The 20,079-nt window shown below is 62.4% G+C and carries 20 protein-coding genes; 10 read left to right on the forward strand and 10 right to left on the reverse strand.

The window, feature by feature from the left end; translation table 11 throughout:
- Window positions 1-265 precede the first annotated feature (265 nt).
- Both D2T30_RS21455 and D2T30_RS21460 read left to right on the forward strand, forming a co-directional pair.
- A complete protein-coding gene (locus D2T30_RS21455; RefSeq protein ID WP_128210460.1) occupies window positions 266-742 on the forward strand; it encodes a hypothetical protein in 477 nt (158 codons plus the stop codon).
- Window positions 743-761: 19 nt separating this feature from the next.
- Window positions 762-4,154 carry a DEAD/DEAH box helicase family protein gene (locus D2T30_RS21460; RefSeq protein ID WP_128210461.1) on the forward strand — a complete coding sequence of 1,131 codons (3,393 nt, stop codon included), beginning with the start codon at window positions 762-764 and terminating at the stop codon, window positions 4,152-4,154.
- A gap of 11 nt (window positions 4,155-4,165) precedes the next feature.
- Here D2T30_RS21460 and tnpB read toward each other — a convergent pair whose 3' ends face one another.
- Window positions 4,166-4,519 (reverse strand): IS66 family insertion sequence element accessory protein TnpB, encoded by a 354-nt coding sequence (gene tnpB / locus D2T30_RS21465; protein ID WP_128210462.1) that lies wholly within the window; start codon window positions 4,517-4,519, stop codon window positions 4,166-4,168.
- Window positions 4,516-4,887, reverse strand: coding sequence for a transposase (locus D2T30_RS21470; protein WP_128210463.1), 372 nt, complete (start codon window positions 4,885-4,887; stop codon window positions 4,516-4,518). Before D2T30_RS21470 ends, tnpB begins: the two co-directional genes overlap by 4 nt.
- A 785-nt stretch (window positions 4,888-5,672) precedes the next feature.
- On the opposite strand from D2T30_RS21470, the gene D2T30_RS21475 reads away from it, so the two are divergent.
- From D2T30_RS21475 to D2T30_RS21490, 4 genes are all read left to right on the forward strand, one after another.
- Window positions 5,673-5,969, forward strand: coding sequence for a plasmid mobilization protein (locus tag D2T30_RS21475; RefSeq protein WP_128210464.1), 297 nt, complete (start codon window positions 5,673-5,675; stop codon window positions 5,967-5,969).
- Window positions 5,956-6,294 carry a hypothetical protein gene (locus D2T30_RS21480; RefSeq protein ID WP_128210465.1) on the forward strand — a complete coding sequence of 113 codons (339 nt, stop codon included), beginning with the start codon at window positions 5,956-5,958 and terminating at the stop codon, window positions 6,292-6,294. The genes D2T30_RS21475 and D2T30_RS21480 overlap by 14 nt, the downstream gene beginning before the upstream one ends.
- Window positions 6,295-6,772: 478 nt before the next feature.
- Window positions 6,773-7,102, forward strand: coding sequence for a hypothetical protein (locus tag D2T30_RS21485; RefSeq protein WP_128210466.1), 330 nt, complete (start codon window positions 6,773-6,775; stop codon window positions 7,100-7,102).
- Window positions 7,099-7,371 (forward strand): hypothetical protein, encoded by a 273-nt coding sequence (locus D2T30_RS21490; protein WP_128210467.1) that lies wholly within the window; start codon window positions 7,099-7,101, stop codon window positions 7,369-7,371. Before D2T30_RS21485 ends, D2T30_RS21490 begins: the two co-directional genes overlap by 4 nt.
- An 84-nt stretch (window positions 7,372-7,455) precedes the next feature.
- Here D2T30_RS21490 and D2T30_RS21495 read toward each other — a convergent pair whose 3' ends face one another.
- The 7 genes from D2T30_RS21495 to speB form a co-directional block, all read right to left on the reverse strand.
- Window positions 7,456-8,301, reverse strand: coding sequence for a helix-turn-helix transcriptional regulator (locus D2T30_RS21495; RefSeq protein WP_164884393.1), 846 nt, complete (start codon window positions 8,299-8,301; stop codon window positions 7,456-7,458).
- 327 nt (window positions 8,302-8,628) lie between these two features.
- A complete protein-coding gene (gene phnE, locus D2T30_RS21500) occupies window positions 8,629-9,486 on the reverse strand; it encodes a phosphonate ABC transporter, permease protein PhnE (RefSeq protein WP_128210469.1) in 858 nt (285 codons plus the stop codon).
- Complete coding sequence (gene phnE / locus D2T30_RS21505; RefSeq protein ID WP_128210470.1) at window positions 9,458-10,351, reverse strand: phosphonate ABC transporter, permease protein PhnE; 894 nt, start codon at window positions 10,349-10,351, stop codon at window positions 9,458-9,460. Before phnE (D2T30_RS21505) ends, phnE (D2T30_RS21500) begins: the two co-directional genes overlap by 29 nt.
- A complete protein-coding gene (gene phnC, locus D2T30_RS21510; protein WP_128210471.1) occupies window positions 10,348-11,088 on the reverse strand; it encodes a phosphonate ABC transporter ATP-binding protein in 741 nt (246 codons plus the stop codon). The genes phnE (D2T30_RS21505) and phnC overlap by 4 nt, the downstream gene beginning before the upstream one ends.
- On the reverse strand, window positions 11,081-11,599 hold the full coding sequence (locus tag D2T30_RS21515) for a protein-tyrosine phosphatase family protein (RefSeq protein WP_128210472.1): 519 nt from the start codon (window positions 11,597-11,599) through the stop codon (window positions 11,081-11,083). Before D2T30_RS21515 ends, phnC begins: the two co-directional genes overlap by 8 nt.
- Window positions 11,600-11,649: 50 nt before the next feature.
- A complete protein-coding gene (gene phnD / locus D2T30_RS21520; RefSeq protein ID WP_128210473.1) occupies window positions 11,650-12,558 on the reverse strand; it encodes a phosphate/phosphite/phosphonate ABC transporter substrate-binding protein in 909 nt (302 codons plus the stop codon).
- A gap of 54 nt (window positions 12,559-12,612) precedes the next feature.
- Complete coding sequence (gene speB, locus D2T30_RS21525; protein WP_128210474.1) at window positions 12,613-13,671, reverse strand: agmatinase; 1,059 nt, start codon at window positions 13,669-13,671, stop codon at window positions 12,613-12,615.
- Window positions 13,672-13,817: 146 nt separating this feature from the next.
- Here speB and D2T30_RS21530 point away from each other — a divergent pair, with 146 nt between their 5' ends.
- Entirely contained in the window at window positions 13,818-14,771 is a 954-nt protein-coding gene (locus tag D2T30_RS21530; RefSeq protein WP_128210475.1) for a LysR substrate-binding domain-containing protein, read from the forward strand.
- A gap of 872 nt (window positions 14,772-15,643) precedes the next feature.
- Here the strand turns inward: D2T30_RS21530 and D2T30_RS21535 are convergent.
- A complete protein-coding gene (locus tag D2T30_RS21535) occupies window positions 15,644-15,826 on the reverse strand; it encodes a ribbon-helix-helix protein, CopG family (RefSeq protein ID WP_128210476.1) in 183 nt (60 codons plus the stop codon).
- A 116-nt stretch (window positions 15,827-15,942) separates the two neighbouring features.
- On the opposite strand from D2T30_RS21535, the gene D2T30_RS21540 reads away from it, so the two are divergent.
- The 3 genes from D2T30_RS21540 (at window position 15,943) to D2T30_RS21550 (ending at window position 19,777) form a co-directional block, all read left to right on the forward strand.
- Window positions 15,943-16,473 carry a hypothetical protein gene (locus tag D2T30_RS21540; protein ID WP_128210477.1) on the forward strand — a complete coding sequence of 177 codons (531 nt, stop codon included), beginning with the start codon at window positions 15,943-15,945 and terminating at the stop codon, window positions 16,471-16,473.
- Between the two features lie 279 nt (window positions 16,474-16,752).
- Complete coding sequence (locus D2T30_RS21545) at window positions 16,753-17,331, forward strand: hypothetical protein (protein ID WP_128210478.1); 579 nt, start codon at window positions 16,753-16,755, stop codon at window positions 17,329-17,331.
- A 145-nt stretch (window positions 17,332-17,476) separates the two neighbouring features.
- A complete protein-coding gene (locus tag D2T30_RS21550; RefSeq protein WP_241651368.1) occupies window positions 17,477-19,777 on the forward strand; it encodes an AAA family ATPase in 2,301 nt (766 codons plus the stop codon).
- Window positions 19,778-20,079 lie beyond the last annotated feature (302 nt).

Genomic DNA, 20,079 nt, shown 5'->3' on the forward strand with positions numbered 1-20,079 from the left:
TCAGCGCTTGGTTGTAGCTGGGCCAGTTCCGGGTCTTGTAGGGCGGAGGTGTCGGTCTGCTCATGCTACCCAGCTATCACGCTGAATTCACAAGGTGAATCCGTCACCGGATTTGTACAACAGAGCCAGAGCGGGATCTTCAGGACACCTTCGAAGCAAAGGCTCATGCAGCTGTGGTCGCCAAGGAACAGCTCGCTGATGCGCTGGCTCAGGCGGACTGCCTCTTTTCCTCTCTCCAACACCGCGCCTTCCGGGGCGAACTCTGATGCCTGCCGCGCTGCATCGTCTCAGCCTGCCCGGCGTCATGTTGCAGCGTGGCTTCTGGCTCTATGTCTGGGATATCCGGGTAGGCGATCAGCGGCTCCTTTATGTTGGACGCACGGGGGATGAGAGCAGCCCGCACGCCTCGGCCCCTTATGACCGCTTTGGCCAGCATCTGGGGCGCAACAAAAACGCCAATGCCCTGCGCCGCAACCTACTGGCGCGCGGGGTCGAACTGGCGCAGGTGGATCACTATGATTTCCACTTTTTTGGTCCCATCCACCCCGAAGCCGCCGATATGGATAGCCACCGCCCGCAGCGCGATCAAGTGGCGGCGCTGGAAAAGAAACTCGCCGATGGGCTCACGCAGGCGGGCTATGATGTTTTGAACAAGGTCTCTTGCCGAAGGCCGCTTGATCCGCAACTCTGGGCAGAAATCAGTGCCGCATTTCAAGGCGCATTTCCGAATTTGAATACCTGAATATCCAAGGGGCGACGATGTGAGCCAGTTCGCATTTCTGAAAGCCGATTTCCCGCAGCTTTTCGAACATGCCGAAAAGGCCGAACGTGCGGCGCTTTCCGATCCGCGCGGCGCGTGCTTCTGGGCGCGGCTCACGCTGGAAACCGCGCTGAACTGGCTGTTCAACCGCGAGCCTTTGCTCAAACGCCCCTATGGCCGCGAACTCGCCATGCTGATCTCTGAGCCGAGCCTGACGGCCCTGACCGGCCCCGCGATCACGACGAAAGCCCGTTACGTCAAGGATCAGGGCAACCGCGCTGCCCATGACAGCGGCAAGCCCCTGACCGCAACGGACGCCACCGGCACGGTGAAAGAGTTGTTCGAGGTCTGCTATTGGATCGCCCGCACCTACGCGCGCGCCACCCGCCCCGATCCGGCGCTGCAATTCGATGTGGCTCAGCTGGAAAAAACACTGACCATCGGGGCCTCGACGGTTGCCCAGATCCAGAAGCTGAAGGCCGATCACGATGCGGCGGCAAAGCGGGTCGAAGAGGCCGAGGCCGCGCGCATGGCATCCGAAGGGGGACGGCTGGCGCTGGAGGCCGAGCTTGCAGCATCGCGTGCCGAGCTGGCGCGCCTGCGCAAGGCAAATCAGGCCGTGCCCGATCCGCATGACTATGACGAGGCAGGCACCCGCGACCGTTATATTGATCTATTGCTGACCGAGGCCGGTTGGCCACTCGACCAGTCGCGCGACCGCGAGTTTCCGGTCTCAGGCATGCCGAACCAGTCCGGCGAAGGCTATGTCGATTACGTCCTCTGGGGCCAGGACGGCAAACCGCTGGCGCTGATCGAGGCCAAGCGGACGAAGAAGGACGCCCGCACCGGCCAGCAGCAGGCGAAACTCTATGCCGATTGCCTAGAGGCCGCTTTCGGTCGCCGCCCGGTGATTTTCTGCACCAATGGCTATGAGCATTGGATCTGGGACGATCTGAAATATCCGCCCCGCGCAATCTCGGGCTTTCTGAAGCGTGACGAGCTGGAGCTGATGCTGCAACGCCGTGCCACGCAAAAGCCGCTGGCGGATGTTGAGGTCGATGAGGCGATTGCCGGCCGCTACTACCAGACCCGCGCCATTCGCCGCGTGGGTGAGGCGTTTGAGAAAGACCATCTGCGCAAGACGCTCCTTGTCATGGCGACGGGCTCGGGCAAGACCCGCACCGTGATTGCGCTGGTCGATCAGCTGATGCGCGCCAATATGGTGCGGCGCGTGCTGTTTCTGGCCGACCGGGTGGCGCTGGTGAAGCAGGCACAAAACGCCTTCAAGACGCATCTACCCTCCGCCCCGATTGCGAACCTTCTGGAGGGCCACGATCCGGCCAAGAACGACCACAAGGCCGCGCGGGTGCTGGTCTCGACCTATCCGACCATGATGGGGCAGATCGAAGAAATGGCGGACGGTCAGCGCCGTTTCGGCCCCGGGCATTTCGACCTGATCGTGATCGATGAAGCGCACCGCTCCGTCTATCGCAAATATCGTGCGATTTTCAGCTATTTCGACAGCCTACTGGTCGGGCTAACCGCCACGCCCCGGGATGAGATCGACCGCGACACCTATTCGCTGTTCGAGCTGGAACGCGGCGTGCCTACGGACGCTTATGACCTCGAAGATGCGGTGAGTGACGGCTATCTGGTGCCGCCCAAGGGCATCTCAGTTCCGCTGAAGTTCCAACGCCAGGGCATCACCTATGACCAGCTCTCCGATGAGGAGAAAGAGGAATGGGATGCGCTGGAATGGGATGACGAGGGCAATGTCCCCGATCGGGTCGAGGCAGCCGATCTGAATAAATGGCTCTTCAACATCGACACGGTGGATAAGGTTCTGGCCCAGCTGATGCAGGACGGGATCAAGGTTGAGGCCGGCGACAAACTGGGCAAGACGATCATTTTCGCCAAATCCAGCGCGCATGCGGCGTTTATCACCCAGAGGTTTGACGCCAATTATCCCCATCTTGCCGGGCATTTCGCGCGGCTGATCGACTATTCCGTGACTTACTCACAAAGCCTGATCGACGACTTCTCGGATCCGGCCAAGGGTCCGCAGATCGCTGTTTCGGTCGACATGCTCGACACGGGCATCGACGTGCCAGAGGTTGTGAACCTCGTCTTCTTCAAGCCCGTCCGGTCCAAGACCAAGTTCTGGCAGATGGTCGGGCGCGGCACCCGGCTTTGCCCCGATCTGTTTGGTCCCGGCGAAGATAAGCACGAGTTCTTGATCTTCGACTATTGCCAGAACCTCGAATTCTTCGGCGAAAACCCCGACCGCGCCGAGCCGTCGATGGCCGCGCCAATCGGCGAGCGGCTGTTCAATGCCCGTGTTGAGCTGATCGGCATTCTTGAAGGCGAAGATGCCGCGCCAGAACTGGCCGATACATTGCGCGACCGCCTGCATGCTGAGGTCGCGGGCATGAACGTCGACAATTTCATCGTGCGCCCCAGACGACGCGAGGTGGAACGCTTCCAGTCGCGCGAGGCCTGGAGCAACCTGGACATTGCGGCGCGAACGACCCTCAGCGATGCGGTCGCAGGCCTGCCATCGGCTTTTCGCGATGACAGCCTGCCCGCCAAGCAATTCGATCTGGCTATCCTCTCGGCTCAGATTGCGCTTCTGTCTGGCGATGCGGGCTTCACGCAATACCAGAAGCGGATTACTGATCTGGCTTCTGCGCTGGAAGCCCTCTCAAATGTGCCGCTGGTCAAGAAAGAGCTGGATCTGATCCTGGAGATCCAGACCGAGGAGTTCTGGACCGACATCACTGTTGAGATGCTGGAGGCGGTTCGGCGGCGCCTGCGACTGCTCGTCGAACTGATTGAACCACGCAGCCGCAAGGTGATGATTACCGATTTTGAGGATGAAATTGGGAGCGGCACCGGCGTTGACCTGCCCCAACTCGGCTCGGGTCTCGATAAGGCGCGCTTCAAGATGAAGGCCCGGCAGTTCGTCGACGTAAACCGCGACCATATCGCGATCCTGAAACTCAGGCGTGGAGAGCAAATGACTGGCCAGGATCTGGCCGAATTGGAACGTATCTGGGCTGCGGCGGGCTTTGATGACACCGCCACAACCGCCGTGATGTCAGAGGCCGGGGGACTGCCCCGCTTCCTACGCTCGCTCACTGGCATGGACCGTGCCAGCGCAAAGGCAGCCTTCAGCACTGTCACCAGCTCCTCAAACCTGAATGCTGATCAGATCGAGTTTCTGGACCTGATCATCGACACCCTGACCGAGAACGGTGAAATCGATCCCGCGCGGTTCTATGAGAGCCCCTTCACAGATATCGACACGATGGGCATCGGTGGTGTCTTTGGCCCCGAGGGCGCAAAGGAAATCATCCGGATCGTGCGTGAGCTCAACGCAGCCGTAGCCGCCTAAACCCACTGCAGCTACGCAACAGTAGGCTTCGAGTATCGTGGTGGCACGATCCGGCGCCAGTCCACGCCCTCAAACAAAGCTTCGAACTGCGTTCGACTGATCGAGATCGCACCGCGAGACATAGCCGGCCAGACAAACTTCCGCCCGTCCAGCCGCTTCTGGATGAGAACCATCCCCGTGCCATCCCAAGCCAGCACTTTTATCTTGTCCGCTGTCTTCGAGCGGAAGATGAACACCGCACCAGAGAAAGGGTCCAGCTCGTAGTGGGCTGCGACATAGCCGGCCAAACCATCCATGCCCTTCCTGAAATCGACAGGTTCGGTGGTGATGTAGATCTTCAGTGACTGCGGGATGGATGGGATCATGCGCCTCGAAGGCCCCGAACCAAACGCGCGAGATCATCCTCGGCAATGTTGCTGGGGAACTCCAGGGTTGCGTTTTCGATCGTGAGCTTACAGATCATCACCGTCGAAGCTAGCGGCTGATCTGATGCAATCATTACCGGCGCGAACCTTGGCTGCTGCGCGACAGTCTCGCCGCGGGAGCGACGCGCAGCGATGCACCATTTCCGGACAAGGTTCTCATGAGCGTCTAGCTCCATCGCGACCATGGCGATCCGCTCACCCATTTCCAGCACCCGCTCGACGGCGATGCGCTTTATCTCGTTCGGCCAGGAGACGCGCCCCAACGGCGAGGTCTCTACGCTGATCCCCCAAATCGTTCGTTCGGCCATCGTCCACTCCACGTCGCAAGATGTTGGGAGACTATCACCATGGCTAACTCCAGATCAGAGCTGAAGACGGGGGGAGGATACACCGCTTACGTTAAAAGATCGGGGCGATGAGGTGCTCCAAAACTTCGCAGAGTGTCTACCGGGAGCGTGTAGAAAGACCTAAACCTATCGCTGTCCCCCCAGATCAGTCGTTCGCCGGTTGGAGATATCGTGCTGGCGCCGGCGGGCGGTATCAGGATCGAGGTGCGGCAATCCCGACAGTGTCGGGACCGCGCCCAAACCCGCAAGCGATGGCCGTTTTTCAGACCGGCCGATCAGATTCCCGCCGACCGGGGAAATCTGCCCCAGAGGGCCCTCGGCCTAGGTTCTGTCGCGCAGGCGAGGTCTACCCCGCCCCGTTTTGTCATCCGTATAATAAATCACACAGATTGATCCGCACTGCCAATCGGTGGCTGTTTGAAGAAGGGTGCCACCTTTCGACCACCCGAAGCTCCGCGCCCACCGGACAGAAATCCCGGCCGTTCTCCACAAAAATCGTCCGACCAACACCCGATGACAGGGCTTTCTCCGGCCACCTGTCTGGCCGAATGAGGTAGTTTTCCCTCGGGCTCGGATCGTCCGCCCCCTTCCCCCACCATCGGCACCCTTCGCGAAGACCAAGGAGTTCAGAGATTGATTCTGCATATCCGCCACCATGATCGGACCATCAAACCCGTTGCCATTCCGGGCGCCGGATGTGCCGCCCGGCACCCCCTCCAACGCCCAGCCCTCGGAGATCCGTCCCCATGACTGACCGGCGCAACAACGTCGTGAAGGTCTGGCTTTCCGACGAAGAACTGAGGCAGATCGACGAGAGCATTCTTCGCGAAGGCCTGTCCAACCGCGCCGAATATCTGCGGCAATGTGGTCTTGCGCCCCATCCGGCCAATGCCGATCTGGCCGAGATCACCGGGCGCCTCGGCCTTGCGATCAATGCTCTCGACCCCGGCAAAACCAAAACCGTAACCCAGCTTCGCTATGAGCTGCGCGCCCTGACCGACGCCTTGCTCTCGTCCGTGGAGGCCACCGATGCGCGCCCATAGTCGATCTTACCCCGACGCCAGTTTCCTCGACGCCTATGACTTCCGTCCCGGTGCCGAGCTGATCGGCGGCACAGTGCCCTATGATCGCCCGGCCGAATTGCGCCGGTCGTTTGAGCGGCTGGCCGGGGATCAGGGCCTCCTGCACATCACCCTGTCCCTCCCGGCAGGCCTGCGGGCCGATCGAGATCTCTGGACCCGGACCATCCTCACCCAACTTGGGCAGATGGACCTGCCGCCCTACGCCACCCCCTGGATCACCGCCCGTCACACCGATGCCCATTGCGATCACATCCATGTCGCCGTCGCCCTGCGCTGCTTTGACTGACAGCCCCTGACCCCGGCGCTCTCGGCCGCACGAACCGACCGCAACCACATCGCCCTCGCCCGGATGCTCGGGCTGGAGGCGCCGGTCTATTTCAATCCGGAGATCCCGACGCTGACCCCGCCGGTCCCCGCCCGCCGCCTGACCACATCTGCACATATCGCCACGGCCAAAGCGCTGAGCGACGCCTTCACGCGGCATCAGCCTGAGACCCTCGAGGCCCTCGACGCGCTTCTGGCCCATGGAACGCCTTCCATCATCCGGATCTCGTGGACCAACAGCTATGGCCGGGACAGCTGGTTCTTCCGATCCGGACTCGGAGAAGTGGCCGGCGGCAATCTCGGCCCGGGCTGGGAACCGCGCCATCTGCTGGCCCGGCTCGCCTTCTGCCACGACCTGCGCCCTGCCCGTCTTCACCTCGGTCTGCGCAAGCTGATCCGCGCTCTCCTCCCCATCCAGCCAGACCTCGAAAGGCATCTGCATGACCCTCGTTCCCGAACCGCTCACCCCTCCCCCGGCATGGAGACTCCTGCTCGACGGTCTGCAGAGCACGGAAGGCAAAATCGACAGCCTCCTGTCGCTTCTGGAACTGCTGAACGATCCGGAGCCGGATTCGCAGCTGGGCAACGCCCTGCTGGAGGCGCTTCACCTGATTGTCGAGGAAGCGCGCCTGATCCGCGCGCAGCGGGAACAGCAGCAGGACCTGATCGCGCAATTGCGAATCCTGATTTCGGCGCAGGACGTGGCGGCACAGGAAACGAACCGGAAGATCGCCGAGATGCATGCGCTCCTGATGGGGCCGGTGCGATGAGCTTCGGCAGCTGGCTCGGCGATGTCCTGTGCCTGCTGCGTCGGAATTTCTCCGCATGGCGCTGGCGTCCCACCCAACAAGGGGCCGGCATGCGGATCCGGTTCGCGGATGCGAGCGCCGTCCTGTGCGCGCCCTCCGCCACCGAAATCATCAGGGAGGGCGTGGAGGCGCAGCGCTTCGTTTTCCTGCGATCCCTCTCTCCTGAAGAAAATCAGACCCCAGAAGCATCACTGGAAATGGATGAACCGGGCACTCCTTCAGGGCCATGATTGAATGCCGCGGATATTTTCGTGGAATACGAATGGCTGGGGACCAGGACATCTCATCGTCCTGACGGCGTCCCCGATAATCCGTCAGCGCATTCCCTTACCCAACCTCGAGATGGCCCATGGCCCCGCATGACCCTTCTGCAGCCAGGCCGCGACCAGTTGGAAACCGCTCTGCGGCCAATCCTTCGGCGTGTCGATCCTGACCAGCTCGGCGATCCCGAAACCGTTCTCTTCCAGATGCCGCAGCCGGGCGCGGGTGGTCAGGTTGGTCAGCGGCGCCAGCCAGACGATGTTCGGGGCGATCTTCATCGCGTGCAGGCTGAAGACCCGCAGCCGGGACCAGGGCGGGTTCGTCATCACCCAGTCGACCGGCTGGCGCCAGTCCAGAAAATCCCGCCCCTCGCCGATCTCGCACCAGTGCCGTTCGAGACACGCCGGAAACCGGTCATGGAACGCGCCCTGTCCCTTTGCCGGATCCAGCACGCGGCCCGCCATCCGGGGCGCAAAATGCGCGATGATGGCTGCCGCCAGATCCGGCGGCGTCATCACCAGATCCCGCTCGGGCGCATTCGTCGCCGGCACCAGCCCGCCGCGACCGGTGGCAATCGGGCGCAAGACGGAACGCAATCCGAGAATGGCAAGGGCACGCACGAGCGTCGCCACCGTCCCGACAAGATCCTGCTCCAGCGCGATGATCGTAGGCCGACTGCAGCCGACACGGCGCGCCAGATCCGCCTGGCTCAGCCCCCGCGCCCGACGCCGCCCGGCGAACTCCGAGCCGCCGCCATCCATCTCGCGTGCCCAGGCCCAGCGCAGATCCAGCACCGCCATCACCGCGACAAGCGACCGGATGCTGCCTTCGCCACGCTCGAGCGCCCGAATTGTCGGCACACTGACCCCGGCCGCCTGTGCGACATCGGGTTGTGTCATGCAGCGTGTGCGGCGGGTTTCGAGGAGGAGTTTCATGTCAAGAATCGTTTGCCTTCAAGCCGCAGAAAAGCAAATGATTATTTACATGAAATGCGGTGCTTGATGGGGGTGTCGCTGTTTATTGAAAACTGGTCGGCGGTCGTCTCTGGACAGCAAGAGCCGGTCCAACGGTCCAAGCCAAATCCCGCTCCGCAACCCCAATCACTACTTGGCGATACGATCAAACCAGCTGCGGCATCCAAACCGGAAAATGTCGGTGAGCAAGGAAGGACTAAGCTGCTCCGCTGCATTGGCGCCAGCGGCTAGCGACAGCAGCAGACCGCCCAACTACCGCATCACAGCATTTCGTTGGCGCCCCTGCGCCAGCCCGCGCAGCCAGCGTGAGAGGATATCAATCACCGCTACCGTCGGCAGGATCAGCAAAATGATAAACGCAACATCGCTCCAAGCATTGACACGAATGCGATCTGCCAGAAAGTAACCGATACCTCCCGCCCCCACGACACCGAGAATTGTTGCCGAACGCGTGTTCGCCTCGAAGAAATACAGGCTATTGGCGATCAAAACCGGGAACACCTGCGGAAAAATCGCCAGACGCGCAACATCAGCCTCAGTGCCGCCGGCAGCCCGAACCGCTTCGCTCGAACGGCGGTCGATATTCTCGATGGCCTCGGCATAGATCTTGGCAAGCACACCGGTATCATTCAGCGCAATGGCAAGAATGCCCGCAAAAGGCCCGAGGCCAACCACCGAAACGAAGATCAATGCCCAAACCAGCGTATCGACACCGCGCACCACATCGAGCGCACGGCGCAGGCCAAAATGGATTGGCCAGCTCTTCACCACATTGCGCGCCCCAAGAAACCCGAGCGGAAGCGAAATCAGACTGGCGGCTAGCGTTCCAAGAAACGCCATGGCCAGTGTTTCGCCCAGGGCGCCAATATATTCACGCCAGAAGCCATGATGCGTTGGAGGCCACATCTGGCGCATGATAACGCCCAGATCGCCCAGGCCCCGCCAAAAGCGCTCGAACGAAAGGCCCAGATGAATCGACGCCGCAAAAAAGCAGATCAGGAAGCCAGACCAGAACAGGCGTCGCGTCCAAAGCGGGCCGGCAAGTGGATAGACCGTTCCCGGATGGCGGCTGGCGAACGCCTCAATGTGCGCTTGGCGTTGCGGAAGCATGAGATACCTCAGAAGCAATGATGCGGTGGCGGATGGTTTCACTCACGATGTCTACGATCGCAACAGTCACGATCAGCAGGGCCAAAATTGCGCTGATGTCGCGGTAGATGAACTGGTTGATGACGAACATCAGCTCTTGCCCGATGCCCCCTGCCCCGACGAGGCCGATGACAGATGCAGAACGGACATTGATCTCGAACCGAAGCAGAATATAGCTGACGAAGGCTGGGGCCACCTGTGGCACGACCCCCAGACGGATCACCCGATCCCGCGAGGCTCCCGCCGCGATAACGCCTTCGAGCGAACGATCGGTTATCGTCTCGTTGATTTCGGACATCATCTTGCCCAGCACGCCCGCCGTATGCAGCGTGATCGCCAGCACCCCGGCCATAGGCCCCAAACCGAAAGCAAAGACAAACAGCAGAGCGAAGACGAGTTCCGGGACGGTGCGGAGAAATTCGAAAAACCGCCGCGCAAGCTGAGTCGATACCCGGCCGAATCCCATGTTGCGGGCTGCGGGAAACGACAAAAAGAACGCGATGATGGCCCCCATCACCGTCGAAACAAAGGCAATCAGAACCGTATCGAACAGAAGCTTGAGCCAATTCGGAAGATTCCACATCCAGCCCTGAAGATCGGCCCCGAGCGTCGCAAACGACAGATCCGGCAAAATCCGGATGATATACGCCCCAAAGCGCGGCAGCCCGGTGATGAATTTCGTCCAGGACACTTCGCCCTGATGCAGCGAAAGCCCAATCAGAACCGCCAGAGCTCCGCCGAAGAGCAACGTTTTCCAACCTGTGCGCCGCATCTGTGCGCGGCGCGCGGCTTCAACCCGGCCAATGGCATCGGATACGTGCGTCATGCCTCGTCCTCGCCATAAATCATGCGGATCGTTGCGGCATCAAGCGCCTCGATCGGCCCATCGAAAACCACCCGCCCGGCAGCGACACCTATCACGCGGCGGCAATATTCGCGTGCAAGATCCAGATGGTGAAGGTTGCATAACACCGTCAGGCCGTCTTCGCGGTTAATCCGCGCGAGTGAATCCATCACCGTTCTGGTGCTGTGCGGGTCGAGCGATGCCACAGGCTCATCAGCCAGGATGAGTTGCGGCTCCTGCACCAGAGCGCGCGCAATGGCGACCCGCTGTTGCTGCCCTCCGGAAAGTTGATCGGCACGCTTGAGCGCATGCTCGGAAATGCCAAGGCGCTCCAGCGCTTCGATCGCAACGACACGATCGGCGACCGGCCAGGCCATCGTCCAACTGCGCCAGCGTGGCAGCATTGCCACCCGCCCTACGAGAACATTGTCCAGCACACTCAGCCGGTCGATCAGGTTGAACTGCTGAAAAATCATGGCGCAGCGCCGCCGCCAGTCGCGCAACTCTCGGCCACTGAGCGCGCTTACCGTTTCACCATTGAAGCTGATCTCGCCGGATGAAGGCTCGACCAAGCGGTTGATGAGCCGCAACAGGGTGGATTTTCCGGCGCCGGACCGACCGATCACCCCAACGAACTCGCCGGGCGCCACACTCAGCGACACGGCCTCAAGCGCGCGAACGTTGCCATAGGTGCGGCTCAGCGCTGTAATCTCAAGCATCGGCATGCTCCATCGCGAATTTCATCTGCTCAGGTGTTTCGGGCCTGGAGCCCGCCGCCCAGACGGTCGCAAGCGCATCGGCGGGGCTCAGCCCCAACGCCCGCATCAGCACGACGGCAGCCATTCCCGTCCTTCCAACCCCGGCGGCACAATGGATCACAAGCCGTTCGCCCTGCCGTAGCCGGTTTGCGAGATCGCCGATAAAGGCCTGAAATGCGATGGTGTCGGGCGGAAGGCCATAGTCTGGTATCGGACAGTCAAGAAGCTGCATATCCTCAAGCCCCACGGAGCGCGCCGCCGCATAATCCGGGGCACTGTGCGTGATATTTTCCGGGGGAACCAGACAGACCACCCCGGTGATCCCCAGTTCTCGCGCTACCGAGAGGAAGTCCGAAAGCAATGTTGAACGCCCCGGCATCTCTGTCAGCCACAGCCTGCCGGATATTCCGGCAGGCAATGAGACTCGGCGCAACGGCCACTCGGAACGAGACCATTTGGTCGCTGCACTCATTCAAAACCATCCTGTTCTGGGCAGGGAACACAGCCTTGCGCGGCCGTCGTTCAGTTGCTCGAGCCACGGTTGGCCAACATCGCCTTCCGCATTGCGATGCTGTCTTCAAACGCCTCGCGTCCGACGGGCACGATATTCGCCCATGAGCCTGCGCTGACGACGGCGAATTTCTCCGGATCCGCGCTCGCAAAGCTCACAAGGGCGTCCGTCAACGCCGCTTTGAGATCATCGGGCATCGAGGCGCGCACCGACCATGCATCCGCAGGAACGAGCGGGCTCTCCCAGATCACCTTGACGGCGCCGGCAGGAACCTCACCCCGGTCAACCATGCGCTGCACCGCCCCGTTTGTTTCGGTGTAATGCCATGTCGCCGCAGCATCATATGTACCGCGAACCACGGCCAGAATGCTGTTCTCATGCCCGCCAGAGAAGGTCGTTGACGCGAAGAAGTCTTTCCCCATGTTCATCTGGTTGAAATAATAGCTTGGCACCAGATAGCCTGAGGCTGAATTCGGGTCGGCGTAGGCGAGTGTCTTACCCTTCAGATCTTCAAGCGTATTTATCCCGCTGTCCGCGCGCGTGATGACGATGGCCTGGTAGCCAAGCGTTCCGTCTTTCGCCGCCGCATGGGCGAGTGGCTGCAAATCGCCAGCCAGCACATCGTCGGCAGCCGCAAACGCAGCAGCACCATACATGGCCATGTCAACTTCGTTGGCCTCCATCGCCTGAATAATGCCGCTGTAGGCACTGGCCATACGCAGGGTAACCGGCACGCCAAGCTTTGCCGAAAGATAATCGGCCAGAGGCGCATAGCGCGCCTGCCCCTCGCTGGCATTTTCGATTGGCGGAACACCAATCGTCAGCGCATTATACTGTACTTTCCAATCTGCATTCGCCTGGCTGGCGACAGATGCCACCATCACAATGGCGGCGAGAATTGCGCTCGCTGCTTTTTTCATTTTGTACCTCGTCTGTTGAATATCGTTCTTGGTTTTTGGAATACCTGAGCCCAATCAGGCACGCTGCGGCAAAGAGGGGCTGAAGCGCATCAAACTGAGAATCTCGAACAGCATCTGCGCCCCAGCCTGCGCGGTGTTGGTCGTTGCGTCGTATTGAGGAGCAACCTCCACCACATCGGCCCCAACGAGATTCACCCCCTTCAGGCCACGCAGAAGTGCAAGCACCTCACGGGTCGAGAAACCGCCAATTTCGGGAGTGCCTGTACCCGGAGCGAAAGCCGGATCAAGACTGTCTATGTCGAAAGAGAGATAGGTCGGCCCATCCCCCACAACGGCGAGCGCCTGACGAATGACCTCGGCCATTCCAAGCCCCGGCACCTCCTCCGAATGAATCACCGTCATGCCGGAGACATACGAGAACTCCCAAAGATATTCCGACGCGCCCCGGATACCGATTTGAATCGTCCTCGTGGGGTCAAGCACGCCATCGAGTACCGCATTTCGGAAAGGGCCGCCGTGATGAAACTTCGTCAGATCGTAGGCCCCGCCGGTATCGCAATGAGCATCTATGTGGATCATGCCCACAGGCCTGTCGCGGCCAACCGCGCGCAAAATCGGATGCGTCACGGAATGATCACCGCCAACCGAAAGCGGCAGCACCCCCGCAGCAACGATACGTGCGACATGCGCTTCGATGTCTTCATGGCTCAGCTCGAGCCGATAGCGGCTGCGGAACGGGACATCGCCAATATCGGCAACCTGCATCTCATGCACCGGCGCGCAGCCGAGCACATGATTGTAAGGGCCGATCCGTTCAATCGTACGCAAAGCGCGCGGCCCAAAGCGAGACCCCGTGCGATTAGTCACGCCGAGATCCATCGGCACCCCCAGTAACGCGACCTGCAAATCGCCGAAATCCGGCGCAGCAGGATCGATCTCCCGATGCGGGGCACCGAGAAGCGTCGGTATGCCACTATAAGGCGCAGCGCGTGTTCCCGTTTCCGAAAACAGATAATCCGCAACCCGACGGAAGTTCGGGTCAAAGATCTCCCCGCCATGCGCCTCGGCATAACGAGACCGTAGCGCCGAAAGCGCTTCATCAGAAAGGGCCATGTGTTCAGTTCCCTGTGCAAGCGATACTTGCCATCGCGGGCTGTTATCGCTCGCTTCGGACGCACTTTGCGGCGCGTTTAATCAAAAAACAATTGATATTATATCATGATTCGCTGTTAAATTTTTTCACACATTATGGGGATCACATGTCGAGACTTCCGCCGATGAAGGCGCTGCGTGTATTCGAGGCTGTCGCCCGGCAAGGATCCATGACCCGCGCCGCGCACGAGCTGAATGTCACCCACAGCGCGGTAAGCCATCAGATATCGACACTGGAAGACGCGCTCGGGGTGAAACTCTTCGAGCGGATTGGCAGGGGCCTGAAACTGACGGAACAGGGAAACGAGTTGCTGCCCGCCGTGTCCGCCGCGTTCGAGGGCATCGCGGCGGCGACAGCCCGAATGGCCCGGCCCGTCAGCTCCGGCCAACTGGCTATAGCCTGCATGCCCGCGCTTTTGTCGTTCTGGATTATGCCGCGCCTCGGGGAGTTCACGATGCGGTTTCCGGGCATCCGCCTTACATTCGATGCCGCCAGCGACCAGAACCAGAGGTGGGACGGAGATGCCGATGTGCAGATTGTCTATGGAGCAAGAGACTGGAGCGGCTATTGGTTCCGCCGGCTGTCAGATCTGTCGCTCTTTCCGGTCGTCAGCCCAACGTTGATCAACAACCAGCCAATCCGGACGGTGGCAGACCTCGCCAAGCAAGTCATTCTGCACTCGGATGGAGGGCGGGAATGGCGGCAATGGTTCGCCGCGGCCGACGCGCTGAACATACCGCTCGTCGCCCAGCATAATATGGGCGACGCACGCTTGGCGCTGGAGGCTGCCATATACGGCCACGGAGCCGCGATAGGAGATTCGATCACGACGGCGGGCCTCCTCGCCCGAGGTCAACTCATCGCCCCGTTCCGGATGTCAGTGCCTGCAGCCGATGTCTTTTATGTTGCATGCCGCAGCGACATCCGCACGCTTCCGGTCGTTGACGCGTTCATCAGATGGCTGATCACCGAGCTTGAGCAAGACGCAGCCTTACCAAGCCAGCGCGTAGAAGGCTGGGCGGTTCGACGGGGCTCCTCACGAAGCCGCAGTAAGGCCTGAGACCGCGCCGGTGCCACAGCCAACAGGGGGTTGCCTGAAAGCCGCCCGACCGATCAGCCCCACCACCAGCACCTAGTGAAATCACTGTCCGGGATTTACTGAAATGCGTGTCTAGGAATTTGCGAAACCGCACCCGCCATTGAAGGCTCGTTCCATCCGGGAGAGCGACGATCCTGATCAGGATTTTGCCGTGGCGCCGGTAGAGCGACAGTTTCGGAGGATGTGGCCGCGCGGGATGGGGTGAGCCCGACGGGCCGGCCTCGCCTGTCCTTAGGGGGCGGGTCGGCTGAGCCAGCCAAACCTGTCGGTTGCTGTGCCTTAGCATGTTGCTTGGAACCCTGAACAATCATTGCCCTTCGCCATTAGGCTGACTGCCTGCCCTGACGGTCGTGCTGCACTGCTCGACTGGGATGAATTCCGGCGCGATCCCGGCCTTTTCGATCCAGGGCCGTTACGCGAGGGCGACCCAGACAAACCCAAGGCAGACTTGGCTTGGGAGACTGCATGCTCTTGGCTTGTGGAACCGCAATCACGCCAGAGAGGTCGCGAGGCGCCTATGAACGAGCGGCAGCTTCGGCCCGCATCGTCACCCATACCGCCGCGCAAGCAGCCCGGCGCTCAGAGTCCTTGGCTGAAGCCGCTCCGCGGTATTGGCGCTCTTTGCGCGCGTTCAGCGATGATGTGATCGGGGTGCATTTGGATACGGGCATTTCTGTCTGACGATCAGGTGGCTTCCCCTTTCATCAGACAGGAGGTTTCCATGACGGAGGAATGAACCACTCCGCTTCGCCAGCGGATGATTGAAGACATATGCATCCGTGGGCCGACTTGACTGCCGCCCCACACAAGGGCTGAGCAGGCACATCCCTCAATCAAGCATCGGGCGCCGTCATTTCCAGCCACTGTACCAGCGCCCGACGGATCATCTCCGGCCGTGTAGGCAGGTCCAACTCGAGACGTCGGCGATCATCAATCGCTTCGATTAGATCTCGTGGCAATCGCAGGTTTATCGACTCAGAGTCGACTGTGGGCCGACCACGTTTTTTTTGCTCCATAACACCAAATCCATCTTAATTTTGTGTTTTATGGCGCCATATAATGCGGGCATAGGCAAGGGCTCGTACCCCCTTACCTAGCCCTAACCACCATCGATCTTCAGAGGAGATCAATCATGGCTGATTTCACGCCTATCACCGTTCCCGTTGTTTCGGAACCCATCACCTATTTCCACCCGACGCCGCTGAGCGCGCGGTTCACGGCGCTGCTGCCGGTGCTGTCGGCGCATATTGAAGCGGAACGCGATCTCGCGCATGTGGACCGCTGGGATATGGCGTTCATCGACTGGCTCACGGAGGCGGAGCGGACCCGTGCCGATCTGGAAGCCGCGCTGAACGTTTTGTGCGAGACCGAGGTCCAGCGGCGGGAGGACAAGCCGCTGCTGCGGATGGCGATGCTGACCCGCCTGATGCTGGCGAGCGAAGACGCGCAGGAGTTTCTCCATCTGCACAGCCTGCCCCAGCAGATGCCGTCGGTGTTCCGCTGCGCCGGGGATCATCCGATCGCGGCGCGGACCAATCTGCTGCTGAGCGAAGCCTTCTCGCGGCTCGATGCGCTGGCGTCCCTGCCCGATTATCTCGATCCGATCGAGGTCGAGGCGGAGGCTCCCGTCGCGGACAGCCTCGCCTTCGCCCCGGCGCTGTAAACCTCTCCGACCTTCCCGCCTTCTGACCGGTGTCGCTGCCAGCACCTCTTCGGGGCGGGCGCATGCCAGTCAGGCCAAATGTTCCGGCACACGCCAATCCCGACCGGGTTTTCCGTAGTCCCCTGAGCCCGTCCAAGCCGCATGCCCCGGTATTTTCCAGCCCTCGACGCTGGATTTTGCACGGCTTCGGGCACCTCTCGGCCGACACGCATCGGATGTCCCACCCCTCGGACCCGATTTTCCACGGTCCCAGCCATTTTTCCCAAGGAGTTCCGCTCCATGACGTTTCAACCATTGCTCCCCGGGCTGCTGCCCCGACCGCCGCTGTGTCTGCCGCCCGGATCGCACCAGCTCTGGTCGTTCCCGGATCTGTCGCGCAAAGATCGCTGCCGCCACGCAAAAGCCCTCGGCCTCGCCGGAGAGTGCCTCGTCGACAGCCTCCTGCTGCGCTATGGCCTGTCGGTGATGCGGCTGCCCGAGTTCACCGCCGTCGACCGGCTGATCCTGCACCCCGAGCAGATCCTGCGGCTGCAGGTGAAGACCACCACCGTGCGCCAGAACGGAGGATGGTGCGTCAACGCCCATCATGGCTATGGCCGCTCGCCACAGGGCCTGCGGCCCTATGAACCCGATGCCTTCGACCTGCTGGCACTGGTGGTGCTGCCGGAGAATGCTGTGTTTTTCACCGCCGAGCGTAGGAGTCGCCACCGGGTCCGCGACACCGAGCTCGCCATGATCAAGGCCGATCCGCGCCTGAGCCTCGAGGCGGCGTTCTGGTCCTTGGGCCTCTCGGTGCCCGGCCCGGACGCCCCGGTTCTTGACGCGCCCCAGGAACCGGACGTCCCCTCGATACCCTGACCGGCCCCAGCCGTATCGGGCGTTTTTTTCCGGCAGCAGCCGAACCTGATCCTCTTCGCCCGATTTTTTTCCGCCCCGTTCCCCACAAAACCCTCTCCCCGGCCCGCTCCGGGAAGCCCGCTCCTTTTTGCCTCGGAGGTCTGCCATGACGCCTCACCCGCCCCAACCCGCTCCGATGAACACCGCCACGCCTGCCGCGACCACCTCGGCCGCCCTGGTCCAGCCCTCCCGCCCCGCGTGGTGGAGCTTCGCCCGCTCGGCCGTCGAACGGCTGCGCCAGCACACCACCGACAGCGTTGGCACCTGTTTCTCGCCCTTCGGGATGTCCGATGACATCGGCGACACGATCCCGGCCTCGCCAGAAGCCCCCAAACCCTCCGTCCTCGACCTGCTCGGCGAAGGCCCGGGCCTGATCGACCTCCCCGACGAGATCGCGCAAGCCCTGCGCGACGAGGGCGGTGATCCCTTCGCAGTCTCGGCGACCGGGACCGACGCGCCCGCCATTCCGCTCCCCGCCGGCGCGCTGCTGACGGTGGTCCGCCTCGCCGCCAGCTTCGGTGCTGACGGCATCGCGGCGGCGCTGCGCCCCGGCGCGGTCACCGTGTTGCGCGGCGTTGTGACCGATGACACCGAGGCCCTGCGGAGCTTGCTGGCCCATCTCCTGCCGCCCGGCTGGCAGGTGAAGGACCCGATGCGCGGCACGCGGCTGAGCCCGAACACGCTGGTCTTCCTGGAGACGACCCGTGACAGCAAGGGCAAGCTCAGCGAGCTGGCCGTCTTCGAACTCCGGCGCAAGATCCGCGACGCACTGGACAGCGCGACGCCGGTGCTGATCGCCCTGGCTGCGGATCTCGACCTGCCGCCGGCCCTGATGCCGCAGGCGCTGGACCAGAGCCGGTTCGTGCCGGTCAGCGCCGATATCCTGATCGCCGCGCTCTGCGTCAGCCATTCGGCGACGCGGCGCATCGATGAGGACGCCGTGCGGAAGGTCCTGCCCCCGGAGGCGCTGCTCGCCGATCTGCCGATGCTGGGCTTTGCCATCGCGATGCAGGCGAAGACGGCGCGGGCCGTTGCCGAACGGATCGCGGCGATGGTGGCTCAGGCGGCGCCGGGCCTCGACACCGGTCCCTGGCTCGAGGACATCCACGGCGACACGCCCGCGCTCCGGGCCGCGCGCCAGATCGTGCGCGACCTGCGCCGCTGGAAGAAGGGCGAGGTCGCCTGGGCAGACCTGACCCGCACCCTGCTGCTCTATGGTCCGCCCGGCACCGGCAAGAGCTGGATCGCCCGCGCGATGGGGAACAGCGCAGGCTTCTCGGTGGTGACCGGCACCTTCGGGCAATGGCAGGCGGCGGGGCATCTCGGCGACATGCTGCGCGAGATGCGCCAGACCTTTGCGGAGGCCCGGGCCGACGCCCCGAGCGTGCTGATCATCGACGAGATCGATGCCGTTGGCTCGCGCGAAGGTAGCGACACGCATGGCAGGTCCTATCGGACCCAGGTGATCAACGCGTTCCTCGCCGAGATGGACAGCATCGCACGCGAAGAAGGCGTGATCGTCGTCGGCACCTGCAACCATCCCGAGCTGATCGACCCCGCCGTGCTGCGGGCCGGGCGGTTCGACATGAAGGTCGCGCTGCCGCTCCCCGATGCCGATGCGCTGTTCGGCGTGTTCCGGCACGGCCTGCCGGACTGGTCGGAAGCCGTGCTGCGCGATCTTTCCGCCCGCGCGGTCGGCTGCTCCTCGGCTGATGTCGACGCTGTCATCCGGCAGGCCCGGGCGGCGGCGCGCGGCGGCGGGCGCGACCTCACGCCCGAAGACCTGCGCAAGGTCTTTGCCCCGCCGCAGGACGCCGCGATCGACCGCCGGATCGCGCTGCACGAATGCGGTCATGCCATCGCCTGCGCCGCGCTCGGAATCGGCCCGGTGCGGCGCATCCTGATCGAGCGCGAGGGCAGCGGCATGACGATGATCGATGCGGCGCCCAAGCATGGAACGCTCTCGGACATGCGGGACCGCCTCGCCCAGATCATGGCCGGTCGCGCCGCCGAACGGCTGGTGCTGGGCGATGTCTCCGCCGGCGCCGGGGGCGGACCGAACTCCGACCTCGCGCTGGCGACAGGGATCGCCACGGCGATCCATACCCAGTTCGGCCTCGGCCTGCACGGCCCGGCATGGCTTGGTGAGAACGACACCCAGAACCTGCGCGATCCGGCCCTCCGCGCCCGCGTTCAGCGGCAGATCGAGGAGGCCGAGCGCCGGGCCGCGCAGATCCTCATCGCAAACCGCCCTCTCCTCGAAGAGATGGCCGCAGCGCTGATGCGATGCCGCGATATGGATGCCGGGGAGGCCAAGGACTGGCTGGAACGGGTCCGGAAGGAGGAAGCGCCCGCCGCACCCGACGGTGTCGCGACGACGGCCCCGGAAGGCAGCCCCCCTGAATGATCAGCCTACGGTCCTGGCGCAGACGCCCGCGCCGGGGCCTCTCTGGTGCCGCCCATCATCGCCAGACCACCAGGGTCAGGAGCCGCAAAAAAAGAATCCGCAGATGATATTTTCCAGGAAAGGGATCGATGAACACATCATCAGCGCAGCCTCATAACGTCTGTAACGCAAAGCACTATTTTGCGCGCAAAATGCGTTACGCGTGCTCCAGAAAGGCCAGGATCACCGCCTCATGCCGCAGCCTTCTGGTCCCGGTGCCCGCACCGGATACGCCCCGGGATCAGCCATCATCGCCAGACCGC

This window comes from Paenirhodobacter populi, from assembly GCF_004022215.1.
GTDB lineage: Bacteria > Pseudomonadota > Alphaproteobacteria > Rhodobacterales > Rhodobacteraceae > Rhodobacter > Rhodobacter populi.

Bases quoted from the DNA above. Each gene is read 5' to 3' on its own strand.
- D2T30_RS21455 (WP_128210460.1), top strand. From the start codon at position 266: ATGCCTGCCGCGCTGCATCGTCTCAGCCTGCCCGGCGTCATGTTGCAG.
- tnpB (WP_128210462.1), bottom strand. From the start codon at position 4,519: ATGATCCCATCCATCCCGCAGTCACTGAAGATCTACATCACCACCGAA.
- D2T30_RS21470 (WP_128210463.1), bottom strand. From the start codon at position 4,887: ATGGCCGAACGAACGATTTGGGGGATCAGCGTAGAGACCTCGCCGTTG.
- D2T30_RS21475 (WP_128210464.1), top strand. From the start codon at position 5,673: ATGACTGACCGGCGCAACAACGTCGTGAAGGTCTGGCTTTCCGACGAA.
- D2T30_RS21480 (WP_128210465.1), top strand. From the start codon at position 5,956: ATGCGCGCCCATAGTCGATCTTACCCCGACGCCAGTTTCCTCGACGCC.
- D2T30_RS21485 (WP_128210466.1), top strand. From the start codon at position 6,773: ATGACCCTCGTTCCCGAACCGCTCACCCCTCCCCCGGCATGGAGACTC.
- D2T30_RS21490 (WP_128210467.1), top strand. From the start codon at position 7,099: ATGAGCTTCGGCAGCTGGCTCGGCGATGTCCTGTGCCTGCTGCGTCGG.
- D2T30_RS21495 (WP_164884393.1), bottom strand. From the start codon at position 8,301: ATGACACAACCCGATGTCGCACAGGCGGCCGGGGTCAGTGTGCCGACA.
- phnE (WP_128210469.1), bottom strand. From the start codon at position 9,486: ATGCTTCCGCAACGCCAAGCGCACATTGAGGCGTTCGCCAGCCGCCAT.
- phnE (WP_128210470.1), bottom strand. From the start codon at position 10,351: ATGACGCACGTATCCGATGCCATTGGCCGGGTTGAAGCCGCGCGCCGC.
- phnC (WP_128210471.1), bottom strand. From the start codon at position 11,088: ATGCTTGAGATTACAGCGCTGAGCCGCACCTATGGCAACGTTCGCGCG.
- D2T30_RS21515 (WP_128210472.1), bottom strand. From the start codon at position 11,599: ATGAGTGCAGCGACCAAATGGTCTCGTTCCGAGTGGCCGTTGCGCCGA.
- phnD (WP_128210473.1), bottom strand. From the start codon at position 12,558: ATGAAAAAAGCAGCGAGCGCAATTCTCGCCGCCATTGTGATGGTGGCA.
- speB (WP_128210474.1), bottom strand. From the start codon at position 13,671: ATGGCCCTTTCTGATGAAGCGCTTTCGGCGCTACGGTCTCGTTATGCC.
- D2T30_RS21530 (WP_128210475.1), top strand. From the start codon at position 13,818: ATGTCGAGACTTCCGCCGATGAAGGCGCTGCGTGTATTCGAGGCTGTC.
- D2T30_RS21535 (WP_128210476.1), bottom strand. From the start codon at position 15,826: ATGGAGCAAAAAAAACGTGGTCGGCCCACAGTCGACTCTGAGTCGATA.
- D2T30_RS21540 (WP_128210477.1), top strand. From the start codon at position 15,943: ATGGCTGATTTCACGCCTATCACCGTTCCCGTTGTTTCGGAACCCATC.
- D2T30_RS21545 (WP_128210478.1), top strand. From the start codon at position 16,753: ATGACGTTTCAACCATTGCTCCCCGGGCTGCTGCCCCGACCGCCGCTG.
- D2T30_RS21550 (WP_241651368.1), top strand. From the start codon at position 17,477: ATGACGCCTCACCCGCCCCAACCCGCTCCGATGAACACCGCCACGCCT.